Annotated in this window: 25 protein-coding genes; 2 read left to right on the top strand and 23 right to left on the bottom strand. The window is 45.8% G+C overall.

The genetic code is table 11. The annotated features are described in order from the left end of the window. The first annotated feature begins 195 nt into the window (after window positions 1-195). Window positions 196-618 (top strand): YhjD family protein, encoded by a 423-nt coding sequence (locus tag H7B90_RS23470; RefSeq protein ID WP_185138330.1) that lies wholly within the window; start codon window positions 196-198, stop codon window positions 616-618. A gap of 15 nt (window positions 619-633) precedes the next feature. Here the strand turns inward: H7B90_RS23470 and H7B90_RS23475 are convergent, their stop codons facing one another. The 12 genes from H7B90_RS23475 to H7B90_RS23530 all read right to left on the bottom strand — a co-directional run bounded on the left by H7B90_RS23475 (window position 634) and on the right by H7B90_RS23530 (window position 11084). Next, entirely contained in the window at window positions 634-924 is a 291-nt protein-coding gene (locus H7B90_RS23475) for a recombinase family protein (RefSeq protein ID WP_185138331.1), read from the bottom strand. A 5-nt stretch (window positions 925-929) separates the two neighbouring features. After that, on the bottom strand, window positions 930-1235 hold the full coding sequence (locus H7B90_RS23480) for a hypothetical protein (RefSeq protein WP_185138332.1): 306 nt from the start codon (window positions 1233-1235) through the stop codon (window positions 930-932). After that, window positions 1232-1588, bottom strand: a complete 357-nt coding sequence (locus H7B90_RS23485) for a hypothetical protein (RefSeq protein ID WP_185138333.1) — start codon at window positions 1586-1588, stop codon at window positions 1232-1234. Before H7B90_RS23485 ends, H7B90_RS23480 begins: the two co-directional genes overlap by 4 nt. A gap of 5 nt (window positions 1589-1593) precedes the next feature. Beyond that, window positions 1594-1803, bottom strand: coding sequence for a hypothetical protein (locus H7B90_RS23490; protein WP_185138334.1), 210 nt, complete (start codon window positions 1801-1803; stop codon window positions 1594-1596). 163 nt (window positions 1804-1966) lie between these two features. Further along, on the bottom strand, window positions 1967-2728 hold the full coding sequence (locus H7B90_RS23495; protein WP_185138335.1) for a peptidoglycan recognition protein family protein: 762 nt from the start codon (window positions 2726-2728) through the stop codon (window positions 1967-1969). Then, window positions 2682-3263 (bottom strand): hypothetical protein, encoded by a 582-nt coding sequence (locus tag H7B90_RS23500; protein ID WP_185138336.1) that lies wholly within the window; start codon window positions 3261-3263, stop codon window positions 2682-2684. The genes H7B90_RS23495 and H7B90_RS23500 overlap by 47 nt, the downstream gene beginning before the upstream one ends. A gap of 176 nt (window positions 3264-3439) precedes the next feature. Next, a complete protein-coding gene (locus H7B90_RS23505) occupies window positions 3440-7624 on the bottom strand; it encodes an LPD38 domain-containing protein (protein WP_185138337.1) in 4185 nt (1394 codons plus the stop codon). Window positions 7625-7630: 6 nt separating this feature from the next. Beyond that, complete coding sequence (locus H7B90_RS23510) at window positions 7631-8071, bottom strand: lytic transglycosylase domain-containing protein (protein WP_185138338.1); 441 nt, start codon at window positions 8069-8071, stop codon at window positions 7631-7633. After that, on the bottom strand, window positions 8035-9546 hold the full coding sequence (locus tag H7B90_RS23515; RefSeq protein WP_185138339.1) for a hypothetical protein: 1512 nt from the start codon (window positions 9544-9546) through the stop codon (window positions 8035-8037). Before H7B90_RS23515 ends, H7B90_RS23510 begins: the two co-directional genes overlap by 37 nt. Window positions 9547-9604: 58 nt before the next feature. Further along, window positions 9605-9856: a hypothetical protein gene (locus H7B90_RS23520; RefSeq protein ID WP_185138340.1), complete on the bottom strand. Its 252-nt coding sequence runs from the start codon at window positions 9854-9856 to the stop codon at window positions 9605-9607. Between the two features lie 117 nt (window positions 9857-9973). Beyond that, the gene (locus H7B90_RS23525) at window positions 9974-10822 is read right to left on the bottom strand and encodes a BRO family protein (RefSeq protein ID WP_185138341.1); all 849 of its coding nucleotides are present in this window, start codon (window positions 10820-10822) and stop codon (window positions 9974-9976) included. A 55-nt stretch (window positions 10823-10877) separates the two neighbouring features. Then, window positions 10878-11084 (bottom strand): helix-turn-helix transcriptional regulator, encoded by a 207-nt coding sequence (locus H7B90_RS23530; RefSeq protein ID WP_185138342.1) that lies wholly within the window; start codon window positions 11082-11084, stop codon window positions 10878-10880. Window positions 11085-11150: 66 nt separating this feature from the next. Here H7B90_RS23530 and H7B90_RS23535 point away from each other — a divergent pair, with 66 nt between their 5' ends. Next, window positions 11151-11705 (top strand): helix-turn-helix domain-containing protein, encoded by a 555-nt coding sequence (locus H7B90_RS23535; protein WP_185138343.1) that lies wholly within the window; start codon window positions 11151-11153, stop codon window positions 11703-11705. Between the two features lie 287 nt (window positions 11706-11992). Here the strand turns inward: H7B90_RS23535 and H7B90_RS23540 are convergent, their stop codons facing one another. From H7B90_RS23540 to H7B90_RS23590, 11 genes are all read right to left on the bottom strand, one after another. Continuing rightward, window positions 11993-12493 (bottom strand): stalk domain-containing protein, encoded by a 501-nt coding sequence (locus tag H7B90_RS23540; RefSeq protein ID WP_185138344.1) that lies wholly within the window; start codon window positions 12491-12493, stop codon window positions 11993-11995. 46 nt (window positions 12494-12539) lie between these two features. Next, window positions 12540-13151, bottom strand: a complete 612-nt coding sequence (locus H7B90_RS23545) for a hypothetical protein (RefSeq protein WP_185138345.1) — start codon at window positions 13149-13151, stop codon at window positions 12540-12542. A 9-nt stretch (window positions 13152-13160) separates the two neighbouring features. After that, window positions 13161-14570 carry a hypothetical protein gene (locus H7B90_RS23550; RefSeq protein WP_185138346.1) on the bottom strand — a complete coding sequence of 470 codons (1410 nt, stop codon included), beginning with the start codon at window positions 14568-14570 and terminating at the stop codon, window positions 13161-13163. Window position 14571: 1 nt separating this feature from the next. Next, window positions 14572-15243: a phage adaptor protein gene (locus H7B90_RS23555; protein WP_185138347.1), complete on the bottom strand. Its 672-nt coding sequence runs from the start codon at window positions 15241-15243 to the stop codon at window positions 14572-14574. 9 nt (window positions 15244-15252) lie between these two features. Beyond that, window positions 15253-15525, bottom strand: coding sequence for a hypothetical protein (locus H7B90_RS23560; RefSeq protein WP_185138348.1), 273 nt, complete (start codon window positions 15523-15525; stop codon window positions 15253-15255). A 13-nt stretch (window positions 15526-15538) separates the two neighbouring features. Next, on the bottom strand, window positions 15539-16765 hold the full coding sequence (locus H7B90_RS23565) for a glycosyl hydrolase family 28-related protein (protein ID WP_185138349.1): 1227 nt from the start codon (window positions 16763-16765) through the stop codon (window positions 15539-15541). A gap of 11 nt (window positions 16766-16776) precedes the next feature. Then, on the bottom strand, window positions 16777-17256 hold the full coding sequence (locus H7B90_RS23570; protein ID WP_185138350.1) for a hypothetical protein: 480 nt from the start codon (window positions 17254-17256) through the stop codon (window positions 16777-16779). Then, window positions 17257-17430 carry a hypothetical protein gene (locus H7B90_RS23575; RefSeq protein ID WP_185138351.1) on the bottom strand — a complete coding sequence of 58 codons (174 nt, stop codon included), beginning with the start codon at window positions 17428-17430 and terminating at the stop codon, window positions 17257-17259. 251 nt (window positions 17431-17681) lie between these two features. Further along, a complete protein-coding gene (locus H7B90_RS23580; RefSeq protein ID WP_185138352.1) occupies window positions 17682-18581 on the bottom strand; it encodes a Mu-like prophage major head subunit gpT family protein in 900 nt (299 codons plus the stop codon). 15 nt (window positions 18582-18596) lie between these two features. After that, the gene (locus tag H7B90_RS23585; protein ID WP_185138353.1) at window positions 18597-19040 is read right to left on the bottom strand and encodes a hypothetical protein; all 444 of its coding nucleotides are present in this window, start codon (window positions 19038-19040) and stop codon (window positions 18597-18599) included. A 1-nt stretch (window position 19041) separates the two neighbouring features. Then, the gene (locus tag H7B90_RS23590; protein WP_185138354.1) at window positions 19042-19929 is read right to left on the bottom strand and encodes a hypothetical protein; all 888 of its coding nucleotides are present in this window, start codon (window positions 19927-19929) and stop codon (window positions 19042-19044) included. Window positions 19930-20098 lie beyond the last annotated feature (169 nt).

Below are 20098 nucleotides of genomic sequence, written 5' to 3' on the forward strand. Positions count from 1 at the left end.
CACTTCCGCTTATTTTAAGCTAAAAGGTCATTTATGCGCAATCCTTTGGAAAAATGAGTAATCTCAATGTTTTATCTTGTACCCATTGGTAAGGTTGTATATGAGTGAGTAATATTCGTGTGATAAAAAATGTGATGTGAATAACTATTGAATAAGAACGTGTGTTCTGTGTAAAATAATCATGAGGTGAATCCCATGATCGAACTCGACGAGAATACCACAAACCTAATCCGCGAACACATGCACATCACACTTTTACTCCCGAAGCTTGTAGAGAGCATCCAGGAACTAACCGAATCGCGGCATATCACATTAAAGGACGCAGCCATCATGTTTAACAAGGCACTTGGCCGGTATTATCGGACGAGGTTGCAGGACGTGAAGAAGGAGCTGCGTACACTCGGCATATCCACTTGGATAGAGGATCAAGGAGATATGATCTACATTAATGTAGCAACGCGAGGGGCAAAGGAACGGTTCGGGGTTAAACGGCGCGTGGCCGATGAGGAGATACAAGCGATGATGGAAGGATTTGCGGATAAGCTGGAGAGGAATCCACCGGAGTTTCCACCGTATAAAGTAGATATGGAACGTCCAAAGTGGCAGAAGGTGTATTAAAGGGATGATGCGGAATCATCCCTTTACTGATTTAACTTCATATTTGAAATTGAACTCTTGGAACTTATCTTTATCTCGTTCAAATAGACGGTCAATATGTGCAACGATAACAACTGCTTTTTCTTTTTCAAGCGCTTCATTTAGTTTGCTGAATCTAGGTCTATCATCGGTCGCTGAATATCCCCTATCTATAAATACATCCTTTACTTCATATCCATTTTCTTCGGCGTATTTTTGACACAATTCAACTTGACTTGCTGGGTCTTGTAATTCCGTTGATGTACGTGCGTAAATGTATGCTTTCATTTTCATCATCCCTCTTTTATTTGTTTGAGTGCATCATCAACGATATACCATTCTTTTGGTATCTCGCCTTCTTCTTTTAACTGAGCAAAGTTCTTTTGTGAACCTGATCCCCATTCATCATCTACAACTTCTGCGTGATGTTCAATTATCTTCCTTGATACTTCCAATGCCTTCTCTGCAATCTCTAGTTTAGATAGTAAATATTGAATATCATCTAACAGTATGTTCTTCGAACCTGCTGGAAGTTCTTTCATTTGTTCAATTCCAATTTTAATTTGCAGTCGTTTCCTTATATTATCTATACGGCTCATTTCTGTTCCTCCTTTTGATAACTTCTTAGAATCGATTGCAGTCTGTCAACAAGTCGTTCCACATCGTCTCTATCATAAATGGCGAACATGGAAGAATCATCATACGAACCATCGCGTCCGTAACATTCAAGATCCATGCTGAATGATGTCCCGTTGTCCATTGCATCTAGAAGTATATTGGAAAATTCTTCAGAACTATTCGCGTCTACATCTTCAATTAGGTTAGAGTAAGTCCAATCGTTGCTTAATGAGTCTCCCTTTACCATTAGCCCTTCGATCATCATGGGTTGGAATCTAGAGTAAACGGTTCCAGACGGGAGATGTAGGAACTCCTTTCTATTTACAATTCTCACTAACTTCACTCCTTCATCTCAGTTTTCTTCCTAAGATCATCCCAATACTCATCATGCAATAATTTATGTAACTGCGATCCCTTTTCTTTACTAAGTCGCCAGAATTGTTTTGTAATTACGCTGAAATCACCATGAGGCTGCATCTGGAGCCAGTCCCATAATTCCTTTTCTTCCGGCTTTTCCATATCGAATTTAATCGTCTTATTCCGTATCATGCTATTCCTCCTTTACCTGATTATAGCATCCATTTAGTCATATGACTATTCAATAGACAAAAATAAATAGGCTCACCCCCTCATGGGAGCAAGCCCTTTTCTTTTGGTTGTATTTTTTCTGGTTTTTCGGCAATTTGGTTGTATCGATGTTTTGTCAAGGAAATTATTGCGGCACATAGTACCCTTTATCGATTGCCACTTGGATAATGTCCAGAAGCTTCGCCTGTGCAGCTGCTTGGTTCGGGTCTTTGGCGTTTACTGCCTTATTGTACAAGTCCTGATACCGCGTATGGAACCCGAAGATACGCGCTAGAGCCGTATTCGGCGTATTGTTGAGCGACATTTCGAGTTCGATTGATGCGATATCCTTGCGTACCTTAGCCATATCGTAGCCGGGACATGCGGTCGGACTAAGCTCCTTATGGCCCATCAACTGACGGAACTTCGGTAGCCATTGCTTGTACAGAAAGTATGCCGCATACAGCGCATTTCGGTCCTGATCCGTAAGTGTATCGTGATTCGCATAGTCTCCAGAGACACAAATATGAACCGTGTATCCGTTGTTCGATGCCACCCCGTAGGTAAGGGCTTCAAGGTTATTCGTGATATGGATAACGCCGTTGCGAATCCAAGCGTGGTATGGGAAACCTGCGTCTCCTTCCGACCGGTTCTTCTTGGTGTTGATGTGACTCTGTGCTATCCTGGTAGCCAATGTACGGTTATCGTAGCCGCGTGTACTGGCCTTAGACAAGGCGTCGTGATGGAATACGATGGTCGTCAGATCGTTGAGATTACGGAAGCCATTCAGCGATTCCCACGTGTACTTAGGATTAGTCGGAAGTACCGGTCGCAAGTCTACAATCTGGACTGACGATAGGTTACTCAGCAGATTCGATGGGTACGTTAAGGTTGTTGGTAGCGTCACTCTTTTTCGCTCCTTTCTTGATGTGCTTCGCAAAGATGCCCCAGATAACCAGCAGAGCGGAGATTCCGTTCACAACGAGGTTGATTTGCTCATCTGTAATCTCGCTTAGATCGACTCCAAAAGGCTGTAGAATCAGCTTAATAGCGCCGATAAGGGATGGGATAAGCGTCTTATAGTTCATGTTTTTTCGCCTCCGCATAGTGAATTGTTTTACATACTGGGCACTTAATCGCCCCAAGCGTGATAATATCGACGAAGTCTTTACCGTATTGGCGGTATAGCTTGTCTCTTCTACATTCCATTCTGGCACCTCCATATATAATGCAAGACGATCAATCTTCCGCTCGATTCGCTTCTGATTGGCGATATACTCTTTAAACTCATCTCTATGCTGAATATGAAGCAATCTCTTGACCTGATCGGTTATAAACTCCCGTCCAAGCTTATCTAAGATGATGATAATGAGCGGAACTAATGCGGCCCATGTTACAGGATTGTGCCGATGCTGCCTGATCCACTCGTAAAGCTCGTACATGATGGCACCTCTATTTCATAAGAGAGTGCGTTAAGCAAGTCGTTATCCTTGCCTATCCCGAATTGACGGAGGCGCGTCAGGTACTTGCATTTATCCACCTCTACATCGCAACAATGGCAAAATCGTATCACCATCTTTATCATGCGATTCTCCTTTCAATGAGAAAGGGACGCTAATTAGCGCCCCCTAATCGGTACTCCTGCATCTTCAAGTCGGGATAGAATGTCGGTGTACAGACTGTTAATCTGAACTTGAATATCCCGCAGTTTATTGGCCTTCTCGCGGTTGCTCATGAGTTTATCCGCGTTAATGGTTTTCTTCTGCGTGTTCAGTTCCTTAAGTTGCGCTCCGATTGTATCCTTGGCCGTCGAAGTCATAAGCTTATGGATGTCCTCCGAATACCACGACGGAAGCGCCTTACCAACCGCTTTGTTATCCTCTTCGACACGGTTTATTAAATCCTTGGCTTTGTAATAATCATCGGTAAGCGTGTTGGTATAGATAGGATCGGTAATGAAGTTTTTCGCAAGCGTCTTCTGTACTTCCGCGCTCCCCGTAGTCGAAGTAAGAGGTAGGATATAGCGCCCGATATCACCTGTATATTGTCTGAGAAGATAATCAATTTTCTTGGGCGACCATTTCAAGATGCTTCCTAATTTTTTCGCTGCGACCGTCGTCTTCTCGTCATATTGATATTGCGGTGATACGTCCTCCATTGACTTCGGAACGATTGGAGAACCAGTAAAGGACTGGTTAGCGGCGACACCAGCGATAGGACCGAGCGACGTTGCGTTCGCAGCGCCCCAAATACTTTGATCGATCCCTCCTCCTTGTGTTGCCCCTTGTGCCAGTCCAGCCACAGCAGGAGGCGTATAAGCGTTCATGAGAGCATCGGCTACGCCTTTCATCGCTTGTGGATCATCCCCGATATAACGACGCATCAAGTCTTCCGTAAGGGCTCCAATGGCGTTATATTCGGGCGGCATCTGGATACTCACAAACGACCCATCAGGACGCTTGGAGATAAACAGTTTGCGGTAGCGGTCCCGTGCGGGAATGCGCTGATAGTCGGGATCATTTCCAAACGTCGCATATTCGAGCATCTTAGGAGCTACTGCAAGTGCTAATGTACCTATAGTAGCTTTAACTGGATGCTTTTTGTATGTGACCAGGAACCGGCGAAGACCTTGAACGGCGGCGTTGTTATAAGGAATAAGACTCTCCAGTTCCTTTGCTGCCGTGCCCTTACGAGAAAAGTTAGTCGTAATATCTCGTGCTGCATTAATGGCATTACGCACACTCTCCGGTGTTCTGACGTTGCCAGAAGCTCTTAAGGAGCCTTTATAAGCCGCGATCCTGTTCAAGTTCTCTGCTACGTCTCCTACCTTCTCCAGCGCCTTAAACGGAGCCTTAACCGTTGCTGTAACGCCTTGTGCAACGCCCGCAGGAGAAAGGTAAGGATTTCGCTTCATGCCTCGTAAGCTTTTGTTAATCCCCTTCTCTGTTTTGAGCAAAGAGGAATATACACCGCCAGAACGCCGGAAATCTGTCGCTAAACTAGCTAACTTGGTGTTTCGAAGACCAGGTACAGCTTCGACAATACTGCTTACGAGAGCATGGGTATAATCCCCCAAGTGTCTGACCGCATTAGGCGATTGGATCAGCGCTTGCGGAAGATCGACGGTGAGTTGTCGTACTGCGAACAACGGAGCCAACAAACCAGTGGCAGAGCGTTTTGTAAGGTTGCTGAGTCCTCCCAATGCCTTGACGATAAATCCCGTTTGCTGCGGTCCAAGTGATGCGAGAGCGCGAATAGCTTCGGGGTCTTTTATTCGGATTGCGACTGGTTGCCCATTCTTCATGTAGGTTAGAACGGTATCGTCTCCGGCTTTGGCCTTATCAAACAATTTTCGGAATTGCTTGGACAAGTCATCAAGGAACTGCTCCTCATTCCCGGCAGCGATAGCATTCGCAAGATCATCGGCGTCTGCGAATGCCTTCGCCATCTTGTTTGCCGTCTTGGTAGGCGTCCGAACAATCTCTGCAATATCCTTGAGCGCATCGGGGTTCGCCATGACTTCATCGCCAATGTACTGCATGACACGATTGTTCATGCTGTTCTGAACCCATTTTTCGGTCGCTTCCATAATGGTACGACGAGGGTCAACGATCTTCCTTACCGAACCGGTTGGAGAAACGGATTGAATCGGCGCTTTCTGGCCGCTAAACCCGGTATTTGTTCCGCCGAATGTACGCTTTACACGTTCAGACAGTTTGAATTGACGGCGCATCGGTGCATAATTAGGTCGCAACGTTTCCATCGCCTTTACTTGTTCAGCGTTCAGTAGGCCAGAATCAAGACCGTATACTTGGCGAATGTTCTTCGTAAATGCATCCCAGTCCGTACCCAACTCCTTAAGAACCGGGTACTTTCTTTCGTAATCCTCAATTCGTTTTTGAATCTTAAACTCATCGTTCATATCTAGCCGATCTTCGTAGACCTTTTCGCCTCTTGCTACACGCGATTTTGCATCCCGTAGAACAAGGTAATCAATCGCTTCGTTATCCAGTCCGCGCGGAACTTGCTTGAAGATTTCGGACATTCCTTTTCCGAGAACATTGCCTTCGAGATCCACGAATTTGTCATGGATGATCGTGTTTGCAATGTTACTAGCGCGGTTAGCGTCCATCGCAATGTCATAGGCTTTCTGGCCGAACGCTCTTTTGATAGGACTTAGAGAGTCAACAAGCGTTTGATACGTATTACGTCCAGCAGTACCGATAGCGTTTATAACGCCTTCCTTATCACTCTTAAGCGCATTGTTGACGATTTGTTGCTGGGTCCCGGTTTTTACGTTCCTCGATCCGGCACGGATACCGACACCCTGGTTTCCGAATAAACGTTGAAACCAACTTAGATTTGTAGGCTGCGTTTCATCGGGAACGTTGGTATCAGGGATATTTCTACGCACATTAGGTAGTTCCTCGGTGCGTACCCCATAAGCCCTCTGGCTACGTATCTGTGAGCCTTTCTGAGCGATTGTATTGCCTTTACCCTCCAACAATGCGGGCAAGTCATATCCGCGCTCTCTGGCGACTTTTACAGCCTCATCATAGACGATTCCCTTGCGGTTGCTCAGTTCCTTCGCCATCTCTGCCAGATCGTCGTATGAGAGCTTACGGACCTCGTTCAAGGACATATTCGGATCAAAGTTATTTCGTACCCACTTCGCCAATTCGTTATCGTTCTCAAGCGGCGGTGTAATTCGTTCCGTAACAATTGGCTGAATCTCTGACATGACCTTATCCAGTTGTTGTTGTGCGCCAGGATTACGCAATGCCGTCGGAAAACTCTTAGCCATCGAGTTGCGAACAGCCATTAACTGGTTCTTTGTAATTTCCTCTAGCGTAGGTCTAAGCGCGTTTACGCCTACTTGTGCAGCTTCTGCTACCCCGCGCAATAACGATCCTCCACCAGCACCAAGACCGGCTCCAAGCGCTACGCTTTCTGCCAATTCACGTGGACTCGTTTGCCCAGTCATCAGCGATTGACCTACGCTCACAGGTACACCAGCGATAGCCTCTCTAGTAGCCTCTGTGGCGATTCTAGACGCTGTTGGGTTGGCAACCCTACTCCCTACTGTACCTGCTATTGTTTGGGTTATAGGGGCCGCATACGGGGCGTTAATCATGCCGCCGGGAATTTGAGCCGGATTAGCTGCGATTCCTACGACGGTACCGATTCCTTTTGAAACTGGAGAACCGACAGAAGGCGTACCCACATCCTCAGGAGAAAGCCCTGTCGTGGATGTAAGTGCGCCTTGTCCGATACCGGCGATTTCACGGCCATATTTATTTCCGTAAATTAGATAATCCATTGTGTTTGCGAAGTCCCGGATCAGTTTCGGAGCCGATTCATTCGCCTCTTTACGCTCATCCAAGAATTTATCTACAGGTGATTGTTGTGCCCTAAAGTTATTCGCTGCTGCTTTTGCTGTATTTACATCGAAGGACTTGATACTATTCTGAATTCCCTGAGCATCCAGACCGGAACTCTTCAAACGTTGTTGTTCTGGAGTAAGCTGAATCGTTCTCTGCGGTGCTGGAGATGCAGCATTCTTTGCCACAGCTTTTCCGATCGTTGTAACCAGGTTCTTCAGCACGGTTGTCTGCGGCTTCGTAACAGATTCAATGCCGCCGTCCCTAATCTTGGAACGAACGGAATCGTACTTACTTCCCTGTGTAACGGGCTGTGATGTTGGCGTTCTAGTGGCGCCTCCGGTGTATTGCCGATTATAAGACTGAAACTTATCAGCATACTGTTCACGGAACTTATCGTATTTAGATGCCAATGTGTTCACCGCCCGTTATCCAAGGATTTTTCGAATGTACTTCTGTGTCTCTGTTGGAGCGTGGGATAGCCAATTAGAACCGTATTTCTTGATAGCCTTATCCAAGTTTCCACCGCCCCAATTATAAGCCGCCAGCGCCTTAGACAAGTCTCCATCGTACTTCGCCATAAGACCGGACAGCATCTTGCCGGCCGCGTCCGTGGCCTGTACTGGATTCGTCGGGTCGATGCCATATCCCTTAGCCGTAGCCGGCATGAACTGGAACAATCCTCTAGCGCCTGCGCTACTTACTGCATTCGGATTCCAAGAGGATTCGGCCTGTGCCACCGCCGCAAGCAATCCGCTAGGCAATCCGTATTTTTCAGTAGCCGAGTTAATCAATCCGGCGTAACGTGTTGGCACTTTTACGTTGCCGGTCGCTACTCCCCCAACGGAACACCCGTTACATCCTGCCATTCCTTAGACGTGATACCAAGAGCCGCGGCCAGTTGGTCAGTCTGTGCATCAGGCATTCCAAGCGCGATAATCTGAGCGATCATGTTTTTGCGCTCGTCCTTGTTCTTGGTGATGTAGCTTTTCTTCGTATCCGGATCAGTCACAAGGTACTGCGAACGAATAGCGTCATAGGCTTGATTCGGCGTTAGTCCGCTTGTACTCGTCGCCCCTTGCGGATTCCATAGCGAATCGTTATAGCGCTGATAGTCGAGCGCCGTCTGTGCTTCTTGATTCGCTATGCTTGCGTTTGTTCTTTGTTCATCAAGTGCATAGTTAAGCGCAAACTGTTTAGCCGCTTGTGTCTGTGTGCCACGTGGGATACCGTACATATCGGCCAGCTCGTTCGGGATCACGCCGGTCTGTTCTGCCACTGTCCACAAGTTAGCGAGTTGTTGCTGTTGATATGCATTTGTAGGTGTACCATCTGGCAATCTGCCGGTTAGTTCGGCCATGGTAACGTCTTGGTCAAATTGTTGGTTACGAGCGGCTAGCGTCTGTGTTCCTGCACGACTCATGTTTGCCTGTGCTTGTGCCAGCGTTTGATTAGCACCGAACAACGAAGGATCAACGCCAAGAGCAGCCAACTGAGAACGTAGAGCATTTGCATTGACGTTGGCTTGTTGGCGCGATGTTGCATCTTGTGCCGAACCGTAATTCTGTTTCTCTTGCAAGATTTGACCGATAAGAGACGACACAGACGGATCAAGGTAAGAACCGGTTAGTTGTCCCTTTTGGAGTGCTAAGTCCTGGGCATTGTTATAGCGATTATCATATACACCCTGCGCGCTTTGGAGTTGGTTCAGCAACGTCAACTGATTCTGCAACTGCTGTTGACGCTCATTCTGTGCTTGTGACATGAGTTGCGGAAGAACTTGTGTCTCCAAGTACGCATTCGCGTCGTTTTGGATTCCCTGTGCCCGTTCTGCGAGCGCCGTAGATCGTCCGAAACCAGATGCACCCATCGCCTCTTGCGCTGCTCTAATGCCTTGCTGAGCCTGTCTCTGCGCTTGTGCTTGTTGTGCAGCGTATTGAGGCGAATTGTAGATATCACTCACACTTACAGGCGTAGGATTGCGTGCCTGATTCAGTAATGACGAGAGTAGTTCGCTGTATTGGCTATCGTAGGGGTTATTCGTGTTGTATGGGTTGTATTGCAATACCGTCGGTGTAGCCGTTGTAGCCGGTGTATACGACGGCGTTGCCGTAGTCATAGGTTGCGTCTTCGCCTTCTGATAATCGTTCCAGGCAGAGTTAAAGGAATTCTGATCCGTGAACGATGTGCCGGAGTATGCTTTAGCGGGCTTTAGGAAGTTCTGTCCGCCGACAGTGACATATCCGGTCGCTTTGTTGTATCCGATATCGGAGTCGGATACCCCTTTTCCACGTAATGCCTGTCGTACAGAGAGATCATATCCCGGTGATGTTGCCGATGCCATATGGTGTTCCTCCTTTCGAATATAAAAATGACCCCACGAAATCGTGGAGTCACTTATTTCATTTTCCGAGAAGTGTCATACCGTCGATCAATCCAAGCTTGTAAGCTCGTGCCTGAATGCCTAACTCAATATTCACCATTACTGAATCGAGTTCGAGAAGAAGCTTTACAGCACATTCGGGAACCAACTTCATTACTGCTTCATAGAGGTTTACATATCTTTCTTGAAGACCTGATGCGACAAGGTAATCGTGGTTGATTTCCTCCACTTCTTCGATACGTTTGACGAATGCTTCTTCAATTACGCTCATGTTACCCTCCTGATTGTCAGGGGGCGCCCATATGCGGTATACTTTAGCTATATGGGCGCTTCGCCCTTCTGGTGCTGAACCTTTCCTGTCCGCCAAGACTATTAGGAAAGGTTCTTTTTATGCAGATTTACGTTGAATGAGTTCAAGTACATCTTCACTCCATTTGATTTGATAGCCACTATGCCCATTCCTTACAAACGGGAATTCTTCGCCGTACTTCTTACCTTCTTCGGTAAGCCTCCATGTCTTAACCTCTTTATCCTTTCCGGTGCTCTTAGACTTCCTTATCGTCTTCTCGATGTATTGGAGGCCAAGTTCCTCAAGTAGTTTGTTAACTGCAATACCGCTCTTCATTCCGGTTTTCTCTGCAATCAGAGTCGGAGTAAGAATTCCTGTTTCATGATCTGCGGCCGGAAGGAGCTTCTTGTACACATCAAGAGACACACCAGTCTCTTTCTCGGCTTCACTTATCGCAGCAGCCAAAGCGATTCCGGGCTTAACTCCCGCCGTAGTCGAAAGTAATTTAGCGAACTTAATGTGATCCTCCGCTTGCTTTAGCCACGACCTGTACCTTCCTGAATTATGCCCAGATCCAACCTCGTAACGACCATTTTTCTGTACACTTGGGAGGATGTCTTCATAAAGCCAATCCTGGAATGATTCAGCCTTAGGCTTTTCCGATTTACCCAAGATTCGATTCAGTGCTAAATTTGTGACGAATGTCTCTCCGGTATTGTGCAATCTAATATGGCGATTCACCATATTAGAATTCCTTACTATGAACACTTGATCTTCTTTGGTGAATTTAAGTACTTCTTGAGTTGCTGATGAACCTTGATATTCCAATACATGAGCAATGTCTTTCGCGCGGATCAGAAATTCCCCTTTAAAATCAAAATCGACATCACTTTGTAGGAGAATCATAACCTCATGACTTCCTTCAAACATCATCAGTTGATTATCCACTCGTGTTCCTCCCTGTTTAAAATCTGTGATTGGTGTTACACTAACCATATAGTTGTTAGCTGACTTCGCCGAGTAGATCGTCGATGTGATTTACTTTGAGGAGTGCCTTCAACTCAAGAGCAACACCAAGCGATAATTTCTCAGGGCGCTTTTCAAGTCGTCCATAATACTGCTGCGACATCCCTAATGTATCCGCTACTTCCTTCTGGCTAAGGAAGTTTATTTTTCGCAGATACTCGATCTTGGTTTTAGGCTTTGCCATGTTATCACCTCCTGAGTTATATGATACACCATATAGTATACTTCGTAAATATGGAAGGTGTTCTTTGTGACGCTTATCGAGCTATTCTCTTCTCGACTCAAATGGTTACGTGAACTTAAGGGGTTAACCCAAAAAGAAATGGCTGATAAAATCGGCGTATCTCAGCAATATTATGGCCGATTCGAAAAGGGAACTGGGCAACCAAACTTAGAAGCTCTTTATATGATCGCCGAAGTGTTAGACGAGTCCATCGATTTCATTATTGGGAGATCCCTTAACAACAAAAGGTCAGACGCTCTTTTTGAAATCTATGCCGAGACAAGAATTCATCGACAGGAAGCTGAAGGTGATCTCACCTACCTAGAAGAATTACTTAACGATCCGGAAAAAAATCACGAGAACGTTCTTAAGACGATAAAGTCTAGACGCGAAGACATAAGGGATCTGCGAGCCAAAGAAGAACGAGCTTTTAATCGGTTCTTCAACTATATTTTAACTATTCCTGGATACGAAAATGAGTACGCAACTCAGGAATACTGGCGTGATTATTATTTCAACTTCTATATGGAAGACCAGAATAAGAACAACAACGAATTCTGGGACGATATGAGAAACGTTTAATACTTTCCGTGCTTAACGGACAGAATTCATCCCATCCAGATTGGATGATATAAAGGGTGTATGTATTGCTTACATCCTTTTAAAATCAAAGGACCCCTCATGATGAGGAGTCCTTTTGTTTTATTCGGATAGTTTCTTAACCAGTAGATATATAAAGCATGCAGAGAAGAAGAAGAAAACGTATGAAATAAGCCGCTCTCCTTTTCCTCTCCTAATCCATTCTTCGATGCCGCCAGCTAAGCAAATCAATAACAACACTACAATTATCCAGAAGCTAACCGAACTCATTATTTCAATTGTTCTTTCAGAGCGTCGATTTGTTTTTGAAGATCGTCAATTTTCCTTTTCATTTCCTCTGCTTCTTTTTTCTGTTCATCTGTCAGATTACTTAAATCATATTTGCTCGGCCAACTCAGAAGTTCATAGGTTAATTTATCCCGTTGCTTCTCAAGTTCGGAGATTTGATCTTGCGTCGTCGGCGTTGTAGTACCACTTGCAGTTGGTTCCGGCGTTGTCGTACTCACTGGTTCTTTTACCTCCTTTGCCGAAAAAGTTACCGTCTTATTGCTAAACGATACGTTATATCCGAGTTCTTCCCCGATTGCACGAAGAGGCGCATAGGTCGATCCATCTACGCCTACAGCCTTCTGCGGAAGCGTAGCGCCGTCTACAACGACCGTATATTCACCTTGTACCTTTTTGCCGATCTTACTGAGTTCTGCGCCGTAGGCGGACACAGAGAACGTCAGAGCGGAACCTACGATAGCTCCGATGATATACTTCCGCATCAGTATCCCTCTTTCGCCATTTTCCACCAGTTTACCACGGAAAATGTTACCCGCCTAGAGCGGTTACACGCGCATCAAGGCTATTGATTTGTGATTGAAGGTTATCCAATGCTTCTTGAAGAGTTTCACTTGTAGCATTATTTACAAAAGCAGACCATGACGGGACGGTAACTTCACTTCCAGTTAGTCCTAGTTTTCCGCCTAAAAAAACAATGCCGCCAACTTGTCCAGATGACTTGAATTGTATTGTAGGACCTAAAAAAGGAATGATCTTAGCCCATGTATCTGCGTCGTAATATGCCGCTAACAAGTCTCCACTAACATCCATTTCTGTGCGCGGATAAGTCCCCTCAGCCGTTGCGATATACGATCCGAATATCTGAATACCACGAATAAGACCTGCAACAATCGTACCCAAGTTTGCACTAATGGCTGATAGTTCGTTAACATCCATTTTGTCAGCTGTAATCGTTCCGGCCTTAATCTTATCACCAGTGATTGAACCGGCTACAACTACCTTTGCGTCAAGTTCGACAACGTTTAACGTATCGAGCGCTACGAGTAAATTGTTGTACTTCTGTACGATCTCGTTTACCTTGGATTTCAACATTTCGAAATCGGCGAACACTGGAACGCCTGATGTGTCGGGAATCGGCATATTATCACCTCAATATTGAATCGGTTGAATACGGTAATATCTTTGTGATGCGTACAAGCGAAAAGGCCCGGTTACCGTCATGCGGAACCGAACCCAATATCCTAATGGGAGTCTATCTAATGGGATAATTGAAGCATCATTCTGAGCCGTTGGCGACGATCCATTGATAGTGTCGATTGTGTACCAGGTAACGCCTTGGTCAACGGATGCCTCCACTTTGAATGTAGATCCACTCGGCAAGTAGCATTGATTATAAAGCTGCCAATACTCCTTTTCGGCCTCCGATCGGTCGAAATCCTTAGTCATAATCATCGCCGTTCCAGAGCTTGTAGCAGCGTTAATTTTATACGTTTGTCCGCTTGTGTTGCCGGCATACGGAACACCGTTCAATAAAGCACCATAGCGGTATTGCTCATTGATCCCGGACACACGCCAGATACGGTATCCTTTCCTGGTATCATACATCAAGCGGATGTTTGGTTCAGTGGCGTTATCGATGACTAGGTTGAGATAGTATCGAATGCCGTCTGTAAATGCCGAGCATTTATCCAAGTACGTTTGATTGATCCGATTCAGATACGCTCTGACAGGCTCTCCAATGCGGCTAGAAGCGTTTGCCGATCCAATGTATATATCATTCTGTCCTAGCCAGTATAGAGCCTCTCCGACGCCTACAAGCGTCTTAGCGTTGACGCATCCGACATTGTCCGTATTCGGCACAAGGCGATAAGCGGCTCTGGCGTCTCCAGTATGAAAGATATTACAGAATGAATCCTTCTTAAACGCCCATATGACGCCCCCGAATGAGGTTAAAGCAGTAATCTCTCCACCGTTCGGGGTGTAATATTGCACGATGCCCGAGTTTTCAGCGCTTGTCCAATCGGTCGCATCTTGAAAAGCACAGTAGTGAATCCTATCTTTCGTCTCATCATTCGTGACATTAGCAATGAATACCCGAAGATTGTCGGCCGTGACGTACTTTCCTTTTGGAGCATTGGAGAGATTAGCGATTGCAGTACCATTCCAATATTTCACCGGGTCGGTCCCATTTGTAAGGATCAGCGCTGCTCCGTTCACATCGAAGTTAGCAGCCGACCAATCAGCATCGGTTAATCCTGTGGCAATATCTGACCATGTGCCAGACACTTCTTTCTGCAATTTCGTACCAACGGCGCGAATCAACTGTACATTCCCATAGTTCATGAGAAGACGAGTTGTCGCGCCGCCGCTGGCACCGTATGCAGTAGGTGATTTAGCCGTAGAGAGGGCCGGATAGTTTTCATCCGTATCCCATCCATATTCATCTATAGACTGATTGTCCTTGATATCGAAGCTGTCGGCCCCGGTGAATACGCCACCAGCATAGTTCCATTCTTCGCGCCGATTCATACTTGCGGGCAATGGCTTCCACTGTGCCACATTACCACCCCAATGTCGTAGGACTCCAACCATAGAATTGTCTACCGCCTGTTCTCGGCATTACGTCGGTTGGTTGCATCCACTCGGGTTCTTTTAGTTTTCGCTGCCATAGCACTTCCTGGATCTTCTGTTCGTAGTCTGCGTTGTAGTTGTCATACATTAGAACATCCTTACGGGCCATGGCGATTCGTTTAAGTATGCCGAGTTTTAGAATCTCTTGATACTTTGTAGGAATATCTGGAGATACATTTATATTATCTGTTGTCACTTGCCCTGGATCAGCTTCACAGTATATATAAATAGTCTTGGCGTCCGGCACGCCACCTGCATAGTATAGATAAAAGGCATCTGCGACGATGGTGTACCAGTAATTCCATGATGAATCTACATCAAAGTCATTTCGGTTAAACGGTATTTCTACATAAGGCGGATTGGATAATGTTGAATCTATTTGCATAGTTACCGTCTTTATTTTAGAGAAATCAAATTGATCCGGGAATGGATAGAAATTCTCCCCCGCAACCGTTACGAAGGCATACGGAGGAGAATCCAATTCAAGAACATCGAATAATTCCTGTTGTTCCTCGTTAAACCATATTAATTTCTGTTGTTCGGTGAATGTATTACGATAACGTAGATCAACGTCATCAAGAATCGATTGAGAAGATGCCATATCATCACCTCACACTTCTATTGCATTCGAAAATTCTGGTAGAGTCTTAAGGTAGTTGTAACTCTGCTTAAAAATATTTGGCGAACTATCTTCTATGGATGGAACGAATTGATAAAATTCCGTGTATGCCGATACTAATTTTTGTTCAATTGCTATTTGATTAATGTAGTACGCAAGTTGAATACTCATACTAGATTTATCGCCGATAATCTTTTCAATTCGACAATAGGCATTCTGTAAACTAACGCCGCTCGGCATGGTCAGATTTTTTATAAAACCCATCTTCCACCCTCCCTTACAAATCAGCAAGTACACCACTTGCCAACCACTCGATATTGACTGCTGTCCCCGCTGTTGCATTTGTATAAAGGGAAAATCCGTTGACAGTAATATTTTTTACGAAATAAGTGACCTGAGCATCAGGATACATATCTACCATCTGACAGCGAATACGTGGAATATTCTCAAAAGGTGTAGGAAAAGAAATGTTGTTTTCTTGACCAAATCCAGGAATTGATCCGCTAAATACACCTCTTTGTAAATATTGCGGATTAAATACATATTGTTTAGACTCTGTTTGATAGTAATAATCGTTGATCTCTCGGATCGTTAAGTTTTCATCGAAATCGTTAACAGTAACGTTATACTGCGGTATTTGAAGCATTGAAAGCGGCCTGCTTCCAAAAAGACATTGAGAATTTTCAATCCTGTATCTTCTGGTTCCAGTATCGAGTTTGATATAAGCAATTCCATTACTAACCATGCCACCTGTTATGTCACGTATGGTGATATTGGTTGTGTTTTTGGTGTATATTCCGTAACTTCTGCATGACTCAGTATGAAAACTTAGAACATTTACTGCGGCCGCAGTATCGGATGTGTCATGAATATAGAGACCAATATCGTTATCCTCTGAATATGCATCCTCGATTAATATTTGGCCAATTGCTCCTGTCAATTCGATTCCTGGTCCGGTGAATGATTGGGTTTGAACAGAACTTAAACGAATATCTCCTTCTTCGACATATATTCCTTTCTTTCCTAAGCCGAATCCTTCGACTCGTACATTATAAATACCAGAACCGATAATAGGTCTCCATAAATCTAATGCTGGAGAACTTACGCAATTTCTAGCATCTACGTAAAAGTCTCGCATGATGATATGCGCATTTCGGTCTACTTGTCTTTGATATTTTACTGCTGGGAAGTCTCCTAGAGGTTTTAAAATTGTACCCTTAACGCCATCTCCAACAAGTATCGTAAATGGAGGGATAACCAACGATTCACTAAGTAAGTATGTTCCTACTGGCAACCATACAATTGTTGATGTTTCTCCATTAGTACTTGTGTTATATGAATTCAGCGCTCTCTGGATTGATGGATAATCGTCATTTCTCCCATTTCCTTTAGCGCCAATTGACATGGCATTGATAATTACACCCGACCATGTTTGCTTATTTGTGAGATAATTACCGATATCCGCACTAACTAAACTGCTAACTTTCGTCATAGGCGAAGACATATGTTCACCCCTTATACAATCGAATAACCAACACTATATTGAATGGAATCGGTGTTAGAATGTGTTACTACTACGCGCCATGTAGTAGGAATAATATCATTAGCTACACTATTGGCCGCAGTCGCGAGACCTGGATACACCTTTAATACAGTGGTGCTTATGGCAGTAACAGCGGCAGAAGTGATAATGTCGTAATATTTACCGCTTGTAGAATCTTTACCTTGAATTTTAATCGTGATAGATGGAGAATCAGATACAGCCGACACATCTAAAACGACAATTACACCTTTACCATTAGCGTTTGTTAAATCTGCCGAATTTGTAGTTGCGGTACGTGCTGCTCCCGGAAGCGCCGTTCCTTCTGCCGTCATACTTCCGATGTTTGTTCCGCTACCAACTGTCGTGACCGGCAATGGATTAGCCATGCTGACTTCTACGTATTGATCTCCTGTGTTGCTAGGGCCTTTAAACCATTTGATGAGCGACCACATTTACACAGCAGCCCCTTTCCGTCTTCCTCGTCTTTGTACTGGCTTAATTTCAATCTCTTCGACAGTCTCAACCGCTTGCGCATTGCGTTCGAGATGCTGTCGAATTGCTCTGAGTTCGTTTAATATGTCGTTTTTCCACCGTTCTTCCGGCGTAATTCCATTAAAATGGTCCATGTCGAACCTCCTAAAAGAAAGAGGAGGCCGAAGCCTCCCCAATCACTTTTTGTCTTCCATCAAGTCATTGTCTCGTAGCGTCGCGACCATCAGATTCCATAGTCGAACGCCTTCTTTCTCGGCTGCTGTCATGCCTTCACGACTGCGCTGCAAGGGTACATATGGTATTTTCCCTTTTGGTGCCACGGGTGTTGTCGTTACAACTACAGGGATTGAACTTGGATCGCGATGTAATGGCATTGGTCCACCCCTTATGCCCCCGTACTTCCTACGAGGTGTCTCCAGTTCTCTGCCTTCGGGTTAAGACGCATGTAACCGAGCCAGCTTTGGGACTTGTTCTTATTGCGGATCGGGTATTTCTCGAACATCGGGCGATCCCACCAAATCATATTGAGTTGGTGACGCGGCCCCATGATGAACCAACGGGATTGCGTGTAAACGTCCCAAAAGTCGTTAACGATAAGCTCCATGTCCGGCAGTACGTTCTTATCGTTGTTTTGCGTACCGGCAACCAGGGCAGATTGCAGGATCGTTGCAGCCGTAAATTGCAGGGACAACGGAACGACCAAGCGATTCACGCGGCTCGAAATCTTCTTCCCACCTTCATCCCGTTGCTTGCGGAACAGGATAATGGCATTTTTCAGACTGGTATCCGATAGAGCACCGGTAGATAGATTGCTTTGCGTACCTCCATTGTCGCCGTAGTTCGGATGGTCGGTTGCAAATGTCGCTTTTCCGTCGTATCCACTACTGAAGGTGTTGTCGTACATTTCTTGCAGATATTGAGCACCCATATCTTCTACGGCTTCGCGGCCAGCGTGACCGGCGTCCTTCGCCATATTAGCGACTTCATCGTAAAGTTCGTCCTTTTCTTGCTCGTAGGACATCGTCACTTCCGACTTGAAGATTTGGCCTTGCGTGAACACCAACGGTCCGAGCTTATAACGCTGCTCGTTCGGGTTCGCATTCTCTCCAGACAGTTCCCACGCGCCCATACCAGCGATGATTTGAGTCGTGCGGTTATTCGTCTTGGCGTCTACGGACTTATAAATGCGCGACCATTGTTCCGGTTCTTCGTCCCAGCCTTCGAAAAATGCAAGGTCGATCCGACGAGTATAGAGATTCTGAAATTGCCCAGTGTTCATTGCCATGATTGGTTATCCCCCTTAGCCGATTTTCGCAATATTTGCGGATGCGATAATAACGTCTGCCCATTTGTGGGTATTGTCGTAGTCCATGACCGAACACATACCACCTGTCGTGTCGTCCAGGTTGATCGTCGTCGCGTTAGACAGGTCAAACAACGTGGACACCAAGTCGGTATCTGCGAGAGTCGTTTTCGTAGTACCGGTATAGGCTACACGGATTACGCAATCCGTCACCGGCAATACCTCGATTGCATCATCAATCGTTACCGTCGCACCCGTTACAATGGATTGTTGAGCGATACCTACAACCGTGGTAGAGGCCGCTACAGCTGGGATAAGGTAGCGAGTCGTTGCATCGAGTGCTACCAGATCGCCTTCGTTGATTGTGGTGCTTGCTTTTACTCGCCAGCGCTTAGAGATCGGCTGGTTATAGCCTTGAATGTGCCGAATGTATCGTGCCATTCTACTTCCTCCTCATTTTTCGGTAGTCTTCCAGGTTCTTCGGGGAATCACTGAGCAAGAATCGCACTTGATCCTCACTCAATCCCTCACGACGCATGAATTCCACAGCTTCCGGCGGCAGAGAGTTTTTATCTCCAACAGCCTTACCCGCGTCTGCGACCACTTTACGGGGCGTCTGAGCGCGTTTAGCGATTTCCCGCTGTTCTGCCTCTCTCTTGAGCTGCTGAGCCAAGGATGCGCCTCCTACGGCCCAATACGCTTGTTCTACTGGAACGCTTGGATTCTTCTTTACAAACTCCATAATTTGAGGCTTCATCGTCTTGATTCCAGGATAATCCGGTTTGTCCGCGAGGTCGTTGATAGCCACCGACACCCGAAGCTCTCTCATCTCATTCTCTTGTTGCATCTGACGAGACAATAGTTCGGATTGCTTGTTGACGTATTCCTCGGTTTGCTGATCGTCCCAACCATATTGGTAGGCTAGTTGGTTCGCTTCAGCCATAACATTGCGGCGAGCTTCCTCTTTCAGCCGGTTCTGTTCCAGCACCTTAACGGCTTGCTCAGGATCAATACCGGATTCGTCGAAGAACCGCTTGTACTTGGCTAATTCAGCCTCATACCGAGCCTTTACTTCCTCCGCAGCCTTCTTACGTTCTCGTTCAGCACGTTTCGCCCATGCGCTTTTGTGCTCTTCGGGAATCGGTTGCTCGGATTCCGACTCTTCTTGCTGTTCCTCCGGTTGTTCAACGTCTTGCTCGACTTCCTGTTCCTGCTCTGCTTCTTGCTCTGGAGCGGCATCCTCCTGATCTTGCTGCGGCTTTTCCGCATACAAGTCTACGCCCGATTCTCTTGCTTGCCGGAATTCTTCCAGCGTCATTGCGTTTTCCATGGTTATTCCTCCGTTTTAAGTGGTGGCATCCCACTTTGTTGTCACGCCCATGAGTGCTCTTCACCCTGTCAGCGCCTATTGCGCGTATAGAAAAGGCCGTCCTACGACTAGGAACGGCCCGATTTATTACGCTTTGGAATTGTTTGCACGTCCGCTTTCTTTGTATCCC

It is taken from the genome of Cohnella xylanilytica, from assembly GCF_014212175.1.
Taxonomy (GTDB): Bacteria; Bacillota; Bacilli; order Paenibacillales; family Paenibacillaceae; genus Cohnella; species Cohnella xylanilytica.

What these genes read in the sequence shown, in the direction of transcription:
- H7B90_RS23590 (WP_185138354.1), bottom strand. Translation starts at nt 19,929, where the DNA reads ATGGAAAACGCAATGACGCTGGAAGAATTCCGGCAAGCAAGAGAATCG.
- H7B90_RS23515 (WP_185138339.1), bottom strand. Translation starts at nt 9,546, where the DNA reads ATGGCATCGGCAACATCACCGGGATATGATCTCTCTGTACGACAGGCA.
- H7B90_RS23510 (WP_185138338.1), bottom strand. Translation starts at nt 8,071, where the DNA reads ATGGCAGGATGTAACGGGTGTTCCGTTGGGGGAGTAGCGACCGGCAAC.
- H7B90_RS23575 (WP_185138351.1), bottom strand. Translation starts at nt 17,430, where the DNA reads ATGGACCATTTTAATGGAATTACGCCGGAAGAACGGTGGAAAAACGAC.
- H7B90_RS23580 (WP_185138352.1), bottom strand. Translation starts at nt 18,581, where the DNA reads ATGGCAATGAACACTGGGCAATTTCAGAATCTCTATACTCGTCGGATC.
- H7B90_RS23585 (WP_185138353.1), bottom strand. Translation starts at nt 19,040, where the DNA reads ATGGCACGATACATTCGGCACATTCAAGGCTATAACCAGCCGATCTCT.
- H7B90_RS23470 (WP_185138330.1), top strand. Translation starts at nt 196, where the DNA reads ATGATCGAACTCGACGAGAATACCACAAACCTAATCCGCGAACACATG.
- H7B90_RS23500 (WP_185138336.1), bottom strand. Translation starts at nt 3,263, where the DNA reads ATGTACGAGCTTTACGAGTGGATCAGGCAGCATCGGCACAATCCTGTA.
- H7B90_RS23570 (WP_185138350.1), bottom strand. Translation starts at nt 17,256, where the DNA reads ATGTGGTCGCTCATCAAATGGTTTAAAGGCCCTAGCAACACAGGAGAT.
- H7B90_RS23490 (WP_185138334.1), bottom strand. Translation starts at nt 1,803, where the DNA reads ATGATACGGAATAAGACGATTAAATTCGATATGGAAAAGCCGGAAGAA.
- H7B90_RS23545 (WP_185138345.1), bottom strand. Translation starts at nt 13,151, where the DNA reads ATGCCGATTCCCGACACATCAGGCGTTCCAGTGTTCGCCGATTTCGAA.
- H7B90_RS23560 (WP_185138348.1), bottom strand. Translation starts at nt 15,525, where the DNA reads ATGGGTTTTATAAAAAATCTGACCATGCCGAGCGGCGTTAGTTTACAG.
- H7B90_RS23530 (WP_185138342.1), bottom strand. Translation starts at nt 11,084, where the DNA reads ATGGCAAAGCCTAAAACCAAGATCGAGTATCTGCGAAAAATAAACTTC.
- H7B90_RS23565 (WP_185138349.1), bottom strand. Translation starts at nt 16,765, where the DNA reads ATGTCTTCGCCTATGACGAAAGTTAGCAGTTTAGTTAGTGCGGATATC.
- H7B90_RS23555 (WP_185138347.1), bottom strand. Translation starts at nt 15,243, where the DNA reads ATGGCATCTTCTCAATCGATTCTTGATGACGTTGATCTACGTTATCGT.
- H7B90_RS23475 (WP_185138331.1), bottom strand. Translation starts at nt 924, where the DNA reads ATGAAAGCATACATTTACGCACGTACATCAACGGAATTACAAGACCCA.
- H7B90_RS23540 (WP_185138344.1), bottom strand. Translation starts at nt 12,493, where the DNA reads ATGCGGAAGTATATCATCGGAGCTATCGTAGGTTCCGCTCTGACGTTC.
- H7B90_RS23480 (WP_185138332.1), bottom strand. Translation starts at nt 1,235, where the DNA reads ATGAGCCGTATAGATAATATAAGGAAACGACTGCAAATTAAAATTGGA.
- H7B90_RS23520 (WP_185138340.1), bottom strand. Translation starts at nt 9,856, where the DNA reads ATGAGCGTAATTGAAGAAGCATTCGTCAAACGTATCGAAGAAGTGGAG.